Annotated in this window: 14 protein-coding genes; 3 read left to right on the forward strand and 11 right to left on the reverse strand. The window is 64.4% G+C overall.

Annotation, left to right across the window (positions count from 1 at the left end; genetic code table 11):
* Positions 1-2: 2 nt before the first annotated feature.
* Genes FNA67_RS05540 through FNA67_RS05550 form a run of 3 tightly spaced genes read right to left on the reverse strand, consistent with a single transcriptional unit; the run spans position 3 to position 1,941 of the window.
* Positions 3-740 carry a TlyA family RNA methyltransferase gene (locus FNA67_RS05540; protein WP_147655335.1) on the reverse strand — a complete coding sequence of 246 codons (738 nt, stop codon included), beginning with the start codon at positions 738-740 and terminating at the stop codon, positions 3-5.
* Complete coding sequence (locus FNA67_RS05545; RefSeq protein WP_049704266.1) at positions 737-988, reverse strand: exodeoxyribonuclease VII small subunit; 252 nt, start codon at positions 986-988, stop codon at positions 737-739. The genes FNA67_RS05540 and FNA67_RS05545 overlap by 4 nt, the downstream gene beginning before the upstream one ends.
* A gap of 20 nt (positions 989-1,008) precedes the next feature.
* On the reverse strand, positions 1,009-1,941 hold the full coding sequence (locus FNA67_RS05550) for a histone deacetylase family protein (protein ID WP_147655336.1): 933 nt from the start codon (positions 1,939-1,941) through the stop codon (positions 1,009-1,011).
* Positions 1,942-2,010: 69 nt separating this feature from the next.
* Between FNA67_RS05550 and FNA67_RS05555 the strand changes: the two genes are divergently transcribed.
* Complete coding sequence (locus FNA67_RS05555; RefSeq protein ID WP_049704268.1) at positions 2,011-2,955, forward strand: L-threonylcarbamoyladenylate synthase; 945 nt, start codon at positions 2,011-2,013, stop codon at positions 2,953-2,955.
* 58 nt (positions 2,956-3,013) lie between these two features.
* On the opposite strand, the gene FNA67_RS05560 is transcribed toward FNA67_RS05555, so the two are convergent.
* Positions 3,014-3,631: a biotin transporter BioY gene (locus tag FNA67_RS05560; RefSeq protein WP_147655337.1), complete on the reverse strand. Its 618-nt coding sequence runs from the start codon at positions 3,629-3,631 to the stop codon at positions 3,014-3,016.
* Positions 3,632-3,696: 65 nt separating this feature from the next.
* Here FNA67_RS05560 and FNA67_RS05565 point away from each other — a divergent pair, with 65 nt between their 5' ends.
* On the forward strand, positions 3,697-4,611 hold the full coding sequence (locus FNA67_RS05565; protein ID WP_147655338.1) for an MBL fold metallo-hydrolase: 915 nt from the start codon (positions 3,697-3,699) through the stop codon (positions 4,609-4,611).
* Here FNA67_RS05565 and FNA67_RS05570 read toward each other — a convergent pair whose 3' ends face one another.
* Together FNA67_RS05570 and pdxH are read right to left on the reverse strand one after the other, a co-directional pair.
* Entirely contained in the window at positions 4,612-5,499 is an 888-nt protein-coding gene (locus tag FNA67_RS05570; RefSeq protein ID WP_147655339.1) for a DUF1499 domain-containing protein, read from the reverse strand. It lies immediately after the preceding gene.
* A gap of 15 nt (positions 5,500-5,514) precedes the next feature.
* Positions 5,515-6,147, reverse strand: coding sequence for a pyridoxamine 5'-phosphate oxidase (pdxH, locus tag FNA67_RS05575; protein ID WP_049707854.1), 633 nt, complete (start codon positions 6,145-6,147; stop codon positions 5,515-5,517).
* A gap of 100 nt (positions 6,148-6,247) precedes the next feature.
* Here pdxH and FNA67_RS05580 point away from each other — a divergent pair, with 100 nt between their 5' ends.
* A complete protein-coding gene (locus FNA67_RS05580; RefSeq protein ID WP_049704272.1) occupies positions 6,248-7,186 on the forward strand; it encodes a DnaJ C-terminal domain-containing protein in 939 nt (312 codons plus the stop codon).
* 202 nt (positions 7,187-7,388) lie between these two features.
* Here FNA67_RS05580 and FNA67_RS05585 read toward each other — a convergent pair whose 3' ends face one another.
* From FNA67_RS05585 to FNA67_RS05605, 5 genes are all read right to left on the reverse strand, one after another.
* Positions 7,389-8,771, reverse strand: a complete 1,383-nt coding sequence (locus tag FNA67_RS05585; RefSeq protein ID WP_147655340.1) for a porin family protein — start codon at positions 8,769-8,771, stop codon at positions 7,389-7,391.
* 765 nt (positions 8,772-9,536) lie between these two features.
* Entirely contained in the window at positions 9,537-10,901 is a 1,365-nt protein-coding gene (locus tag FNA67_RS05590) for a porin family protein (RefSeq protein WP_147655341.1), read from the reverse strand.
* 636 nt (positions 10,902-11,537) lie between these two features.
* Complete coding sequence (locus FNA67_RS05595) at positions 11,538-12,962, reverse strand: xylulokinase (protein WP_147655342.1); 1,425 nt, start codon at positions 12,960-12,962, stop codon at positions 11,538-11,540.
* Positions 12,959-13,894, reverse strand: a complete 936-nt coding sequence (locus tag FNA67_RS05600; protein WP_049704276.1) for an ABC transporter permease — start codon at positions 13,892-13,894, stop codon at positions 12,959-12,961. The genes FNA67_RS05595 and FNA67_RS05600 overlap by 4 nt, the downstream gene beginning before the upstream one ends.
* Positions 13,891-15,387, reverse strand: coding sequence for a sugar ABC transporter ATP-binding protein (locus tag FNA67_RS05605; RefSeq protein ID WP_147655343.1), 1,497 nt, complete (start codon positions 15,385-15,387; stop codon positions 13,891-13,893). Before FNA67_RS05605 ends, FNA67_RS05600 begins: the two co-directional genes overlap by 4 nt.
* Positions 15,388-15,389 lie beyond the last annotated feature (2 nt).

A 15,389-nucleotide genomic window follows, 5' to 3' on the forward strand; every position in this document is an offset into this window, starting at 1 on the left:
CGCTAGGCCTTCAGGAACACCGCGACGGTTTCGGTATTGCCGTCTCCGCCCGAAATGGGGGATGGGACCGAAACGCGGTGCGCCCAGCCTTCGTCGGCCAGGAACGTGATCACATCCGTAATCGCCCTCTCGATCGCGCCGGCATCGGTTACGATCCCGCCCTTGCCGACATTGTCGCGGCCCACCTCGAACTGCGGCTTGATGAGGATCACCGCTTCGGCGCCCGGGCGGCAGAGGGCAAGCGGCGCGGCCAGGACCTTCGTCACCGAAACGAAGCTGACATCGGAAACCAAGAGGTCGATGGGTTCGGGAATCTGGCCGGCATCGAGGTCGCGCGCGTTGACGCCTTCGAGCGAAACCACCCGGTTCGATCCGCGCAGGCGCTGATGGAGCTGGTCGTGCCCGACATCGACCGCATAGACCCGGGCCGCGCCACGCTCGAGCAGCACCTGCGTAAACCCGCCCGTCGAACTGCCGACATCGAGGCAGGTCTTTCCTTCGACCGCGATTGCGCCCGCATCCAGCCCCGCCAGCAGCTTGAGCGCGGCGCGTGACACATATCGCGATGCAGGGTCGTCAAGGGCAATGGCGTCGCTCGCCGCCACCATCTGGTGCGGTTTGCCGGCCACTACGCCATTCACGGTGACCGTGCCGCGCAGGATCGCATCGCGTGCCCGCGCCCGGCTCGGCAGCAGCTTGCGCTGCTCCAGGGCCAGGTCGAGCCGGATCCGCTCGCTCATCTCTCGTCGAGAGGCTCGGTGCCGGCGGGCTTGCCGTCGCGCGAGAGCGTAATCTTCTCGATGCGCGCCTCGGCAGTCTTGAGCAATCCATCGCAATGGGCCTTGAGCGCTTCGCCGCGCTCATAGATCGCGATCGATTCCTGCAAGGGCGCGCGGCCGCTCTCGAGCTTCTGGACGATAGTCTCCAGTTCCTCGAGCGCCCGCTCGAAGCTCATTGCCTTGATGTCTTCGTTGATGTTCTCGGCCATGGCAGAATCCCGGTGGGCGGTTAGAGCGTGCCGTCTTGTAGCATCGTGACGTGGCTTGTCACCCCTTCGGCAAGCCCGTGCAGGTCATATCCACCTTCCAGCAGGGAGACGAGCCGGTTGCCGCATCGCCTCTCGGCAATGTCCATCAGCTTGCCCGTGACCCATGCATAGTCCTGCGGGTGCCAGTTCAGCTGCGCCAGCGGATCGCGGTAATCCGCGTCGAAACCGGCCGAGACGAAGAGAAAATCCGGCGAGAAGGCATCGATGGCCGGCAGGATCGCCTCGAGATAGGCAATCCGCATCGCCTCGCCATCGGTGCCGGCCTGCAGCGGCACGTTGAGGATGTTGCCTACCCCGTGCTCGTCGGGGCGACCCGTGCCGGGGTAGAGCGGCATCTGATGGCTCGACGCGTAGAAGACCGTGGGATCGTCCTTGAAGATATCCTGCGTGCCGTTGCCGTGATGGACATCGAAGTCGACGATCGCCACGCGCTCCGCGCCATACTTGCGCTGCGCCTCGCGTGCTGTGATCGCGATGGTATTGATGAGGCAAAAGCCCATCGGGTTGACGATCTCGGCGTGGTGGCCGGGTGGACGGATGGCGCAGAAGGCGTTGTCGACCTCGCCCATCGCCACCGCATCGAGTGCCGCCAGCGCTCCCCCGAGCCCCGTCGCGGCAGCATCCAGCGAGCCTGCCGAGATGAACGTATCCTCGTCGATCTGGCCGATGCCCTCGGCGGGTCGCGCGTCGCGCAGCCGCGCCAGATAGTCGCGGTCATGGGCGAGCTGCACCAGCGACAGGTCGCCGGAGGGCGCCATGCGGCGCTTGAGCGGCGCGAAGCGGTCATGGGAAAGCGCTTGTTCCACCGCACGTACGCGGTCGGCGCGCTCGGGATGCCCCGATGGCGTCACATGACTTTCAAAGTTAGCTTGGCTAATAAGGAGAGTGGTCATGCTTGGTACGTCGCGATGCCGCCGGTATGTCTTCTTGACGTGGCACGCCCCCCTTGTCAAACAGCGCGCATGAATAAGCACCTGATCGATCCGCAGAGCGTCCAAGAGGCCGCAGACATTCTCATCTCGGGCAGGGTTTGCGCCTTCCCTACCGAGACCGTCTATGGTCTTGGGGCAGACGCCACCAATTCGGACGCGGTGCTCTCGATCTACGAGACCAAGGGCCGGCCCCGCTTCAATCCCCTGATCGTCCATTGCGCGAACCTGGACATGGCCGAGAGCCTTGCCGAGTTCTCGCCCCTGGCCAAGCGCCTCGCCAAGGCCTGGCCCGGCCCGCTCACGCTCGTGCTGCCGCAGAAGTCCGGCAACAAGATTTCCGATATCGTGACGGCCGGCCTCGATACCATCGCCATCCGCATTCCAGACCATCCCCTGGCGCTCGATCTCATTCGCGCCGCCGGTCGTCCACTGGCTGCGCCCTCGGCCAATCCTTCCGGCCGCCTGTCGCCGACCAACGCCTACCAGGTGCGTATCGGTTTCGGCGGCCGCGTGCCTGTGCTCGATGGCGGTCCGTGCGAGGCGGGCGTCGAATCCACCATCCTCAAGGTCGTCGGTGACAGTGTCGTGCAACTGCGCGCCGGCGCCCTGGCTCGCGACGAGGCCGAGCGGATGCTCGGGCGCCGCATCGAGGTCGCCGAGCATGACGCGGCCATAGCCGCGCCCGGCATGTTGCCGAGCCACTACGCGCCACAGGCCACCTTGCGTCTCAACGCCGAAGCGCCCTTTGCCGACGAGGCCTACCTGGCCTTCGGCCCCGCTCCTGCCACCGACCGCCCCTTGCTCAATCTCTCGCCCACCGCGCGCCTGCACGAGGCGGCGCGCAATCTCTTCGCCATGCTCCATGACCTCGACGCGATGGGTGTCGGCAAGATCGCCGTGGCCCCGATCCCGGAAGAGGGGCTGGGCGAAGCGATCAACGATCGCCTGCAACGGGCGGCTGCGCCCCGCGCCTAGGCGAACGAAAAAGGCCGGCTCAATGAGCCGGCCCTTGCAATTCAATGGTGCCGAAAGATCAGGCCTTACGGCTGCCCAGCAGCGCCCAGGCGCCGGTCACGGTCATCGCGGCGAAGGCCATCTTGATGATGTCCCAAACGATGAACGGCTGCACCGCAACGGCGAAGGCCGAGCCGAGCACGTTGCTCTGGTCGATCCAGGTGGTGCCGGCGGCCAGCATCAGGAGCCATACGAACCCGAGGGCAAAGCAGACGGCGTCCGCCGCGACCATCACGCCGAACAGCGCCAGCGGACGGCGCGAGAGGCCGGCATCGGCGGCGCGGCCGATAATGTAGGCCATCGGGATCATGCCCACGATAAACCCGAAGGTCGGCGACATGAGGTAGGCGATCCCGCCCCCGCGCGCGAAGACCGGCAGGCCGAGCAGGCCCTGGGCGATGTAGGCAACGACGGTCGCCACGCCGATCCGCCAGCCGAATGCTGCCGACAGCACTGCCACGGTGAGGGTCTGGAAAGTGACGGGAACCGGGATCAGCGGAATGTTGATCCGCGCGGAAACCGCCAGGAGAATCGTGCCCGCGAGGACGGTGAAGGCGTTGGCCACCATACGGTTGGTGTCGGCCTTCGGCTCGAGCACGCCCAGGATCGTATTCGGGGTCGTCAGAGTTAGCGCCATTGCGATAAAGGTCCACCCAAGAAACTATGTTCGATTATTTCTAGTCAGTGGAATCCGGCAACGCAATGACCTCTGTGCCTTCCCTGGTGTTCAACACAGACTTTGATCCGCAAATCGGGGCGCCTGTAGCGGTCATTCCCGGGTTGGAGCGCCTGACGGCGCCCAATGCCAGCCCCTATACGTTCACCGGCACCAATACCTTTCTCATCGGCCGCGATCGCCTGGCCATTATCGATCCGGGGCCCGACGACGATGCTCATCTGGCAGCGCTTCTCGCCGCCATCGCCGGCCGTCCGGTCGAGGCGATCGTCCTGACCCACACTCACAAGGATCACTCCGCCCTCGTTCCGCGCCTCCGCGCCGCAACCGGTGCCCCGGTCTGGTTCGAAGGGCGCCACAGGCTGTCGCGCCCGCTGCATCCGTTCGAGATCAACACCCTGTCGCGGTCATGCGACTGGCGGCTGGTCCCGGATCGCGTTCTTAAGGACGGCGAAGTTCTCAGCTTTGACGGCATGGAGCTGGAAGTCATCGCGACGCCGGGCCATTGCGCCAATCACCTGGCGTTCGGCCTCCGCAGCACGCCGCTGCTGCTCACCGGCGATCACGTCATGGGCTGGAATTCCACCCTGGTCGCCGTTCCCGATGGCTCGATGGGCGACTATTTCGCTTCCCTCGAGCGGATCATTGCCAGTCCCTACGCACAGTTTCATCCCGCCCACGGCGGTCCCATCATCGAGGGGCAGAGCTATGCGCGCGCGCTCAAGGCGCATCGCGAGTTGCGAAACGCCCAGATAGTTGAAGCCGTAGGCGCGGGAGCCCAGTCCATCGGCGCCGTCGTGCAGTCCATCTACCCTCAGCAGTCCCCGGCAATCCGGATGGCTGCAGCCATGACGGTGCGCGCCCATGTCGAGTATCTGGCCGGGCAGGGTGCGTTGCGCATGCGCCGGACGCTACTGGGGACGCAGCTGGCACCCGCCTGATCAATCGGGCGGCGGCGCCTCTGTGTCGAAGGGATCGGGCGGCGGCGGTCGCAGGTCACTGGGACGCTCCGCCGGCACGACGGTATCGGTGTCGTTCCGCGTTTCCTGCGGGGGCGGGGCTGCCGGCTCGGACGGCGCGCCGAGCACACTGTCGCGCAGCACGCCGGTGACGGCATTGTCGAGCGCCACCAGGAATTCCTCGATGCGTTGCCCGTTGGCCCCGAGATCGGAAAAGCTCGGCGTCAGCGATGCGGACCGCATGTCGACCTTGGCTCCGCCATTGGCCGTAGCGACGCGGATCGCCACTTCGTCGCGCCAGCCCAGCCAGGTCGTGACCACGGCATCGATCTGGCCGTCGCTGCGCACCGTTGCCGGCGCCTGGCGCAGGCGCACGTCCCAACCCCAGTCGCTCACGAGCTTGGCTACCAGATCGTAGACCTGCGGTGCGCCCAGGGGGTAGGAGCGGGTCTTGGCATTGGGAAAGGCAGCTTCGATAGCGCCGCCCGTCTCCCCGGGGGTTTGACCTCCGGCGGCCAGCGCCAGCTTGAGTTCAGGGTCGGTCGAGACATCGGTTACGCGCGGATAGCGGCTGGCTTCCAGTACGCCATAGGCGAGGGGTGCAAGGCAGATAAGGCTGAGCACCAGCCCGCCAAACGCGCGGTCCCAACCGCGATCGCCGCTGATCCAGAGCCGCACGAGCGCCACCAGGCTGGCGACCAGCGCCATGCCCGCGACCACCGCCGCGACCAGTTCCATGGCATGGAAAGCCTCGGTGGCGATGACCTGCTGGCGGTGGAGAATGACGGGTATAACGGCCAGCGGGATCGCGAAGCTTGCGAGCCGCCGGGCCCAGATTGCCCACTTGGACGTCCGGATGAGGATACGCATCGCCCCCTCGATGCGTCAGGGATTGAGGCGTTGCCGCCGCCATTCGCCGATGGCGTCCTGGGTGAACAGGAAGCGATCGTGCAGGCGGAATTCGCCGTCTTTCCAGAACTCCATCTGGTGCGGCACGATGCGGAAGCCGGACCAGTGCGCGGGGCGAGGCACTTCGGCGCCCTCGAGGCGGGCCGTCAGCGTTTCGACACGTTCCATCAGCTCCCGCCGGCTCCTAAGTGGACGCGATTGCTCCGATGCGCTCGAGGCGATCTGCGAGCCGCGCGCGCGGCTATGGAAATAGTCGTCGGCCTCCGAGGCGTCGACGATCTCCACCGGTCCGCGGACGCGGATTTGGCGCCGCAGCGACTTCCAGTGCATCACGAACGCCGCCTTGGGATGGGCCAGCAGCTCGCGCCCCTTGGCGCTGTCGAAATTGGTGAAGAAGGCAAAGCCGCGCCGGTCATGCGCATTGAGCAGCACCATGCGGACATCGGGAAGGCCGTCACCATCCACGGTTGCGACCGCCATGGCGTGCGGGTCGTTGGGCTCGCTGGCCTTGGCCTGCGCGAACCATTCCTCGAAGAGGTCGAACGGGTCGATGAAGCCCTCGTCGGCATCGTCGAGCAGGCGGTCGGTAAGAGTTCTTTCGGCAGTCATAAGAAGACCTTCGGTCGTGAACTGGACAAGCCGGGGAGCCGTGGCCATATAGGACGTGAAAGTGCGGTTCTGCAACCGCCATACGATTCGATTGGAACCCATGCGCGATCCATACACGGTGCTTGGGGTGTCACGCTCGGCGAGTGAGAAGGACATCAAGTCCGCCTACCGGAAACTGGCCAAGGCGTATCATCCCGACCAGAACAAAGACGACCCCAAGGCCCACGCCAAATTCGCCGAGGCCACGGCTGCCTACGACCTTCTCAACGACAAGGAGAAGCGGGCGCAGTTCGACCGTGGCGAAATCGATGCAGAGGGCAACCCCCGTTTCGCAGGATTCGGCAACGGCGGCGGCTTCGGCGGCGCCGGTGCTCGCACTGCCCGCGGGGGCGGCAGTTCGGCCAATTTCTCGGCCGAGGACATTCTCAAGGAATTCATGAGTGGCCTGGGCGGGCAGGGACGCCAGTCGCGGACCAGCCAGGGCTGGGACCCGTTCGCTGGTGCTGGCGCGACATCTGCCTCGGCCAAGGGCGAGGATGTCACAGCCACCGTTGCCGTGAGCCTGGAAGACGCCAACAAGGCGGCTTCCGTTCCGGTGCGGATGCCTACCGGCAAGGTGCTCTCGGTCAAGCTGCCGGCCAAGGTCGAGGAAAACCAGCAGATCCGGCTCAAGGGGCAGGGACACGCTTCGCCTTTTGGTGGCGAGCCCGGAGACGCCATCATCACGGTCAAGTTCGCCCACCACAAGATGTTCCGGCGCGATGGCAACGACCTGCGGGTGGACGTGCCGATCACGCTCTACGAGGCCGTGCTCGGCGCCAAGGTGCGCGTGCCGACCCTGGATGGCTCGGTGGAGCTCAACCTCCCCGCGGGTGTGGACACGCTCAAGTCGCTGCGCCTCAAGGGCAAGGGCCTTTACGGCGAGGGCGATCTGTACGCCAACGTCAAGATCGTGCTGCCGGAAGGCGGCGATCCGGACCTCGAAAGCCTGATGCGCTTCTGGAAGGACCAGAAGCCCTATAAGGTCCGCGACAACTAGCGGGCGTCTGCGATCGTTTGTAATGCCGAGGGGCCGGTTCACCGAACCGGCCCCTCTGTTATTGCGACCAGCCTGAAAACGAAAAACCCGCTCCGGCAATCCGGGGCGGGTTTTCTTGGCCTCAAATCTCAAATGGTCGGGGGGAGGCCCGCTTGCATGCCAGGCCTCCCCCCATATTCCAGCTAAGACTTTGGAGGTCGTTTTACTGGAAAGTCTTGGCGGCCTTGAACGTGGCCTTGTAGCCGCCGTTCGAGAAGGCCTGGCCCTTGAGCGAAGCGGTGAAGTCGCCGCCCGGAGCCCATGCCACTTCGGCAGCGCCGTAGAAGACGTTCTCGTAGGTGCCGGCGGTGCCACCGAGGCCAGCCGGGGGAACGAGGCCGCTGTTCGAGCCGTACACGCCGATTTCGCCGGTCAGCTTGAGGGTCTCGGTCACAGCTGCAACGAGCTGAGCCGCGATCTGGTAGCCTTCGGTGTTGGCGGTGTTCGTGTCGCTGTCGAAGAAGCGACCACCGAGATTGATGGTGATGCCGTCGGTGACTGCGAAGCCGGCCGAAGCGCCAAAGCCCCAGCTCTGAACTGCCTTGACGTTCTCGACTTCACCCGAGAGGGCGAGCGTGAACATGTCGAACGTGGCCTGGGCCGAAGCAAGAGCTTCCCAGTTCGTGCGGCTGTTCACCAGGTCGTTGTTGGCAGCGAAAGCGCCACGGACCTTGAAGTTGTCGAACGTGCCGGTCATGCCAGCGTGGACGGCGTATGCCTTGATGTCGCCATCGAGGATGCCACCAGCCATGAAGGTAGCGTGAGCGGTCAGCGATTCACCAGCATAGCTGATCACGCCAACGGCCGTGCCAGCCTGGCCAGCGGACGACTGGTTGAGAGCTTCGAGACCAGCGCCAACCGACAGGCCGTTGCCGAGATCCGAAACGATCTGGATGACGTGACCGCCGTCCTTGATCTTGGTGCCGTCAGTGTCGGAGAGGCCGTCGTTGTAGCCAACGCCGACGTCAACCTTCTCGGAGTTGAAGAGGCCGAGGAAGTTGAACGGCTCGTCGTCACCCTTGTTGATGATCGAGCCCTTCTTACCGGCCATGATCACGGTCGAGTCACCGATAGAAACGTAAGCCTCGTTGAAGTGGAGGTCTTCGTTGTCGCCCAGTTCGCTCACGGTGGAGTTGGTCCACTGCTGTTCCTGGATCTGACGGATCTTCAGGACGGCCTTGGCCGGGCCGAAATCGCTGTCAGCGGTAGCCACGAACTTGATCCAGGCCTCAACCTTGCTGCCCCAATCGGTGTCGCCGTTGTTGTCGGCGATCGAGAAGGCGCCAGCCGGAGTGCCAACCACCACCGCGCCAGTCGAGCCCGCCGGGGTCGCGCCGTTGGACGTGCGGTAGTCGCCCCAGTTGAATTCGTACTTCACTTCACCGGTGATCTGCAGGCAGTTGGTGTCGGAAGAGATGGTCAGGCCGGAAAGACCCAGGGAATCGCAGACGTCGAGCGACGTCAGAACGCCCAGATCGGCAGCCTGTGCGCCGGTGGCGAGACCAGCGGCAGCGATCGAACCCAAGAGCAGGTTCCTGATTTTCATTGTTGACCTCCAAGTCAGTCTTGGTTTCCCGACCATCTCGGCGCCTCGGCTCTTTGAGCCTCTGCCCTCGCTTGCGCGACCGGCACCAAGTAAGCCGGGCTTTGAGCCCAGTTTGGTGTGAGTTGGTTTTGCGACGCTGCTTCCCCTGATCGCCCATGTCCGGGTTTCCCCGATCACGTGGTGCGGCAACCAGCTTCAGTTCATCGTCACGCCCCCAATGTCGTTCTACGACGAACAATCTATAGGCGAGAAAAATTCGAAACAAAAGCGAATCCGCCCGAGTCGAGCTGTGGCGTAAGTTTGTCAGAATGTGGATATACGAAGCATAACTAAAAGTAGTAATGCAGCAGAAACACAAAAGAACTGCTCAAAAACGGCGCGAGGTGGAGGTATGGTAGAGTCAAGTCGACGCTGAATGCGTGTAATGACCAAATTGTGGCCGCTTCGTGAACTTTGATGTTGCTGAACAACGACTCGCGTGGGCCTCGTCACGGGCTCGTGATGAGGTTTAGACACGCTACGGACATTTGCGTAAGGGGGGGGATGACGTCAGAGTGCCGGCGGGCGGCAGAGGGCCGAAAATGGCTCTCGGAACATTGAGGTAGTTGTGTTGCAAAGCTGCAACGCATCAGAAACATGCCTGACATGCATTTTCGAGATGCGGAAACACTATCGATTCGTCGCGCCGCTATGAGCCCGGCGTGAAGAGAGGCCCGCTTGCATGCCGGGCCTCTCCCCTTGTCCAGCTAAGACTTTGGAGGTCGCTTACTGGAAGGTCTTGGCGGCCTTGAACGTGGCCTTGTAGCCGCCGTTCGAGAAGGCCTGGCCCTTGAGCGAGGTGGTGAAGTCGCCGCCCGGAGCCCATGCCACTTCGGCTGCGCCGTAGAAGATGTTCTCGTAGGTGCCGGCCGTTCCGCCGCTCACGCCGTTGTTCTGGCCGTAGACGCCGACTTCGCCGGTGAGCTTGAGGGTCTCGGTCACAGCAGCGACGAGCTGGGCGGCAACCTGGTAGCCTTCGTTGTTGGCCGTATCGGTGTCGCCGTCGAAGAAACGGCCGCCGAGATTGATGGTGATCCCGTCGGTGACGGCAAAGCCGGCCGAACCGCCGAAGCCCCAGCTCTGGATCGACTTGACGTTCTGCACTTCGCCCGAGAGGGCGAGGGTGAACATGTCGAACGTAGCCTGGGCGGAAGCGAGAGCTTCCCAGTTCGTGCGGCTGTTGATCACGTCGCGGTTGGCGGCGAAGGCGCCACGAACCTTGAAGTTGTCGAACGTGCCGGTGACGCCAGCATGCATGGCATAGGCATTGACGTTGCCGTCAAGGATGCCGCCCGCGAGCAGGGTCAGGTGAGCCGATAGGCTCTCGCCCTTGTAGTTCACCACGCCAACAGCGGTGCCGGCCTGTGCGGCCGAGCTGTTGTTGAGGGCTTCCAGGCCTGCGCCGATCGAAACGCCGTTGCCCAGGTCCGAAACGATCTGGATGACGTGACCGCCGTCCTTGATCTTGGTCAGGTCGGTATCCGAGAGCCCGTCATTGTAGCCGACGCCCAGGTCAACCTTTTCGGAATTGAAGAGGCCGAGGAAGTTGAACGGCTCGTCGTCACCCTTGTTGATGATCGAGCCCTTCTTGCCGGCCATGATGACGGTGGAGTCGCCGATCGAGACATAGGCCTCGTCGAAGACGACGCCTTTGGTGTCGTCGGAGTCGTCGTACTGACCGCCGTTATAGGTCTTGGTGTAGACTTCCTGGCGAACCTTGATCACGGCCTTGGCCGGGCCGAAATCGCTGTCGGCCGTGGCGACAAAGCGGATGAAAGCCTGCATGCGGCTCTGCCAGTCGTTGCCGCCGCCGTTGTCGGCAATACCGAAGGTGCCCGCCGGGGTGCCGACGATGCGGTAGTCACCGGCGCTGCTGCCCACACCGGTGCTCTTGTAGTCGCCCCAGTTGAACTCGTACTTGATCTCGCCGGTGATCTGCAGGCAGTTCGTGTCCGACGAGATCGTGAGGCCGGAAAGCCCCAGCGAGTCACACACGTCGAGCGAAGTCAGCACGCCGAGGTCGGCGGCCTGGGCGCTGGTGGCAAGGCCAGCAGCGGCGATCGAACCCAGAAGCAGGTTCCTGATATTCATTTATTGACCTCCAAGTCAGTCTTGGTTTGCCCAACTGCGGCGCACGGTGCGCCTTACGCACGTGACGAAGCGTCTGCCCTCGCGTTCGCGACCGGCACCGAATGGGCTGGGCTCGAGAGCCCTGCTACGTTTGAGTTTGTGTAAGTGACGGCGACATTACGTGGTCCCCGGCGGTCGAATCTGCCGACCCGCGCCCTCGGTTTCCAGCTCAGTTCATTCGTCACGCCCCAATGTCGTTTTCGACGCCAAAATCTATATACAACTAAAGTGAACTAGAAAAGAGATTCGTTTGAGTCTTGAAATGTAACAATAAGATGTCATTTGAGTGACATGAAATAAAACATCAGTATAGTTGTCGCGTAGATCAAATTCAGAAATGTCATAATTGATGCTCCGCATCAGTGAGCGGTCAATTGGGTATGAGTATAGAGCGATAGGCGAAGCCAGGCAGGCGCCACTATCGCGTTAATCTGCAATGGACCTGCTTGATGTATGGTAGAAGCAGGGCAGACACATGCCGGCCGAGCTTGTCAGATACCTGCCCAGTTCTCGGTCAGTCGATCACGCGTAGCGCGGCTGCCCCAGCGGCGCCGATGCATGTCACATCAGGGCGTGGCCAGTGTTGCTGGCGTGCAACTATCGACTGAAGGATCGGACGTAGGCCGTGCCGCTCTGGAAGAGCTGCTGTTGTCGCTCAAGGCGCGTGAAGCGTTCGGGGCGGGGCGCTGCGGCGATCGAAAAGCTGGTTTCGGCGTCCTCGTGACCCAGGGCCTTGAGCGCGATTCGGAAAGCGCCGAAGCTCGTGGCGTTGACCGGGCTGGCCGGGCGCGTGATCGGCGTGCGGAGCACGTCCGCGATGATCTGCGGCCACACGGTGCTCAAGGCGCCTCCGCCGACCAGGCTCACATTCCCGGCAGCACACCCGCCCATGGCCTCGATATTGGCGTTGATGGCGAAGGCCACCCCCTCCATCACCGCGTAGTAGAGCTCGCCCGGGCCGTCATTGCTGGAAACATTCAGAAACGCTGCCCGCACGTCCAGGTCGATGAACGGCGACCGCTCTCCATGGAGATAAGGCAGAAACAATGCGCCGCCCGGTTGCACATCCGCGGCCTCTGCCAGGGTGTCGCCGCGAATGATGTCGACGCCCACCGCGTTCCGGGCCCATTCCGCCGCGGCGCCCGCCGAAAGGATCGGCGCGATCTCGATGATGTCGTCGGTCAGCGGGTGGGGCAGTCGGTAGAACGGACGCGGCTCGGCCGAGGCGCTTGCTGGTGCGACACGCGCTACCCAACCCGTGGTGCCCAGGTAAAGGCTCACGTCGTCCGTGTGATCCGCGCCGCTGCCGACCGTCGTCGCGCCGCCGTCGCCGCACCCGTTGATGATGGGAATGCCGGGCTCGAGATGAAGCAGCTGCGCGGCCTCCTCTGTCAGCGTCCCGATGACCGTCGCGGCCGGCAGGATGACCGGCAACTGGCCGAGATCGATTCCGAAGATGGCGAGCAGTTCGCTCGACCAGTCGCGTCGCGTCAGGTCCATCAGGCCCGTCGTGGCAGCGCAGGTCGGGTCGGTGACGAACTTGCCCGTGAGCTTATAGGCCACGAAATCCTTCGAGCCGGGCAGGAACTTCTCGGCCTTCCTGTAGTGGTCGGGTTCGTGCTCGCGCAGCCAGGCCAGCTTGAAAGCCGTCATCAGCGGCTCGGGCGCATTGCCGGCGATGGCCGGGTCGATCCTGTGCCGGAAGGCCTCGACATAGGGCACGCCGCACGGGTCGGAATAGAGCAGGGCGTCTCCGAGCGGATTGCCGTCGCGGTCCACCGGGATAAGGTTTTCCATGGTCCCGCTCAGCACGATCGCCGAGACGTGGAGCGGCGGCAGGTGGCTGACGGCCTCCACCGCCGCCTCCCACCAGCCAAGGGGAGACTGCCGGTGCGGATTCGGGCCGGCCGGATAGTTGACTTCGTCGCGATCGACCATGGTGCCGTCGGCGGCAAACAGCGCCGCCTTGAGCCCGGAACTGCCGATGTCGAAAACCAGGATTGGGTCCTTGGGAGAGGTCATTGTGCGGTCCGCCCCATGCGGCGTAGCAGCACCGCCACGATGATGATGACGCCCGTCAGAATCTTCTGGATGAAGGGATCGACGCCCAGGATCGTCATGCCATTGGCCAGCACGCCGGTAATCGCCACGCCCAGCAGGGTGCCTGCGACGGAGGGCGTGCCGGTGGGCGAGGCGGTGGTTCCGATAAAGACCGCGGCATAGGCCGGCAGCAGCAGCGGCTCGCCCATCGTGTGTTGCACGCTGCCGAGGCGCGAAGCCAGCAGGAGGCCAGCCAGCGCCGAGAGGCCGCCGGCAACGGCGAAGGTGACAATGACATCGCGCATCACCGGCAGTCCGGCGAGGCGCGCGGCCTGGGCGTTGCCGCCGATGGCGCGCAGGCGGCGGCCGAACTCGGTCTGCGTCAGCACGAAACTGGCAACGCCCAGGACGGCGGCGATCCAGAGCGCCAGTACCGGGACGCCGAAAACATCACCGCGCGCCAGCGACTTGAACCCGTCCGGCACGCTCTTGAACATGCTGGCGCCGCCCGAAGCGCCGAAGGCCAGTCCGGAGAGGATCGTGCCGAGCGCAAGTGTCGCCACGAAAGAGGGAATGCCGAACCGGGCCACCAGCACGCCATTGGCCACCCCCGCGGCAAGACCGGCGAGCAGGGCCGCCGGCACCGCCAGCCACACATCATAGCCCTGGCCGAAGAGCGCAAAGCAGATCACGGCGGCGAGCGAGGCCGAAAAGCCGACCGAGAGGTCGAACTCGCCGATAGTCATCACCAGCGTTGCGGCGGTCGCCACGATGGCGAGCGTCGCCATCTGCTGGATGAGGTTATAGACATTGGCCTGCGTGGCGAAGGCCTGTGGGGCGGCGATCGAAAAGCCGATGCACAGCAGCAGGAAGGCGATCAGGGTGCCGAAACGGCTGAGATTGAGTGCAGTCACGATGCCTTGGCCTTTGCCTGAGCGGCGGTAGAAAGAGCTTCGGGCGACGCCTGCGCCCGCTCGAAAGTGGCAACCACCGCGCCGTCGCGGAACACCAGCACGCGGTCTCCCAACTCCAGCGCCTCGTCGCGGTCGGAGGTGGAAACCAGCACGGCATTGCCGTCGGCCGCGATGGCGCGGATGATTTCCTTGATGGTCTGCTTGGCCATCACGTCCACGCCTTCGGTGGGCTCGTCCAGCAGCATCACGCGCGAATGGCGGTTGGCCCAGCGCGAGAAGATGAGCTTTTGCTGGTTGCCGCCCGAGAGCGTGCGGGCCAGTTGCCCGGGAGAACGGAAGGCCATCGAAACCCGCTCGGCGGCCACCAGGAACGCGGAGCGTTCGGCCTTGGTGTCGGGTATCGGCAGGCCCGGCACTCTTCGGTAGGACGACAGCAGCGGCAACGTCTTGTTGAACACCAGGTCGAGGCTGCCGAAGAGGCCCGTGCGGTGCCGGTCGGCCGGCACGTAGGATACCGCCGCCTGCACCGCGTCGCGCGGAGATCGCGGACGATAGGCCGCGCCCTCGAGCCTGATCGAACCGTCCTCGATCGGCGCCGCGCCCCAGAGGGCCTGCAGCAGGCTGGAGCGTCCCGAGCCCGAGAGCCCATAGAGCGCAACGACCTCGCCGGCGCGGACGGCAAGGCTGGCCGGGGTCCGCAACTCACCGGTCACCAGCCCCTCGATCTCGAGAATGCGGGGCGCACTGGCGGCTACCGGCGGCCGGTCCTCGTTTGCGGCGTGCGTGCCGCCCATGGCGGTTACCAGGCGGGCGACATCGAGCTCGCTTTTCGGCAGTTCCTCGACGACCCGGCCGTCCCGCAACACGACGGCGCGATCGCAGAATTCGGCGATTTCGTCGAGCCGATGGCTGACGAGGATGATGGCGGTGCCGCGGGCGCGCATGCGCTCGATCACCGCGAAGAACTTGTGCGCATCTTCCGCCGGCAGCGCCGCGGTCGGCTCGTCCAGGACCAGGATGCGCCCCTCGTCCGAAACAGCCTTGAGCAAGCGCACGAACTGCTTTTCTGCCGGCGGCAGGAAGGCCACCGGAACGTCCAGTTTGAGGTCCGGCGCGATCTCGCGGGCATGGCGGGCGATTGCCTCGCGCATCGCCTTGCGGTCGATCCGTCCGGCGCGCTTGGGGTAGGGGCGGCCGAGGAAGCAATTGTCGATGGTATCGAAACTGGGGACCAGCGGCGCGTCCTGGTGGATCACCCGGATGCCGGCAGCATAGGCATCGTGCGGAGAGTGGAAGTGCACGGGCGTCCCATTCACCACGATGGTTCCGCTGTCGGCCGCTTGGGCCCCCGCGATGATCTTGATGAGTGTCGACTTGCCCGCCCCGTTATGACCGACCAGGCCCAAAACTTCGCCCCCGGAGAGTGAGAGGCTCACATCTTCGAGGGCGTTGGTCGCGCCGAAGCGCTTGGTCATGCCGTTGAGGGCGAGCAATG

This window comes from Youhaiella tibetensis (genome assembly GCF_008000755.1).
In the GTDB taxonomy this organism is placed as follows: Bacteria; Pseudomonadota; Alphaproteobacteria; order Rhizobiales; family Devosiaceae; genus Paradevosia; species Paradevosia tibetensis.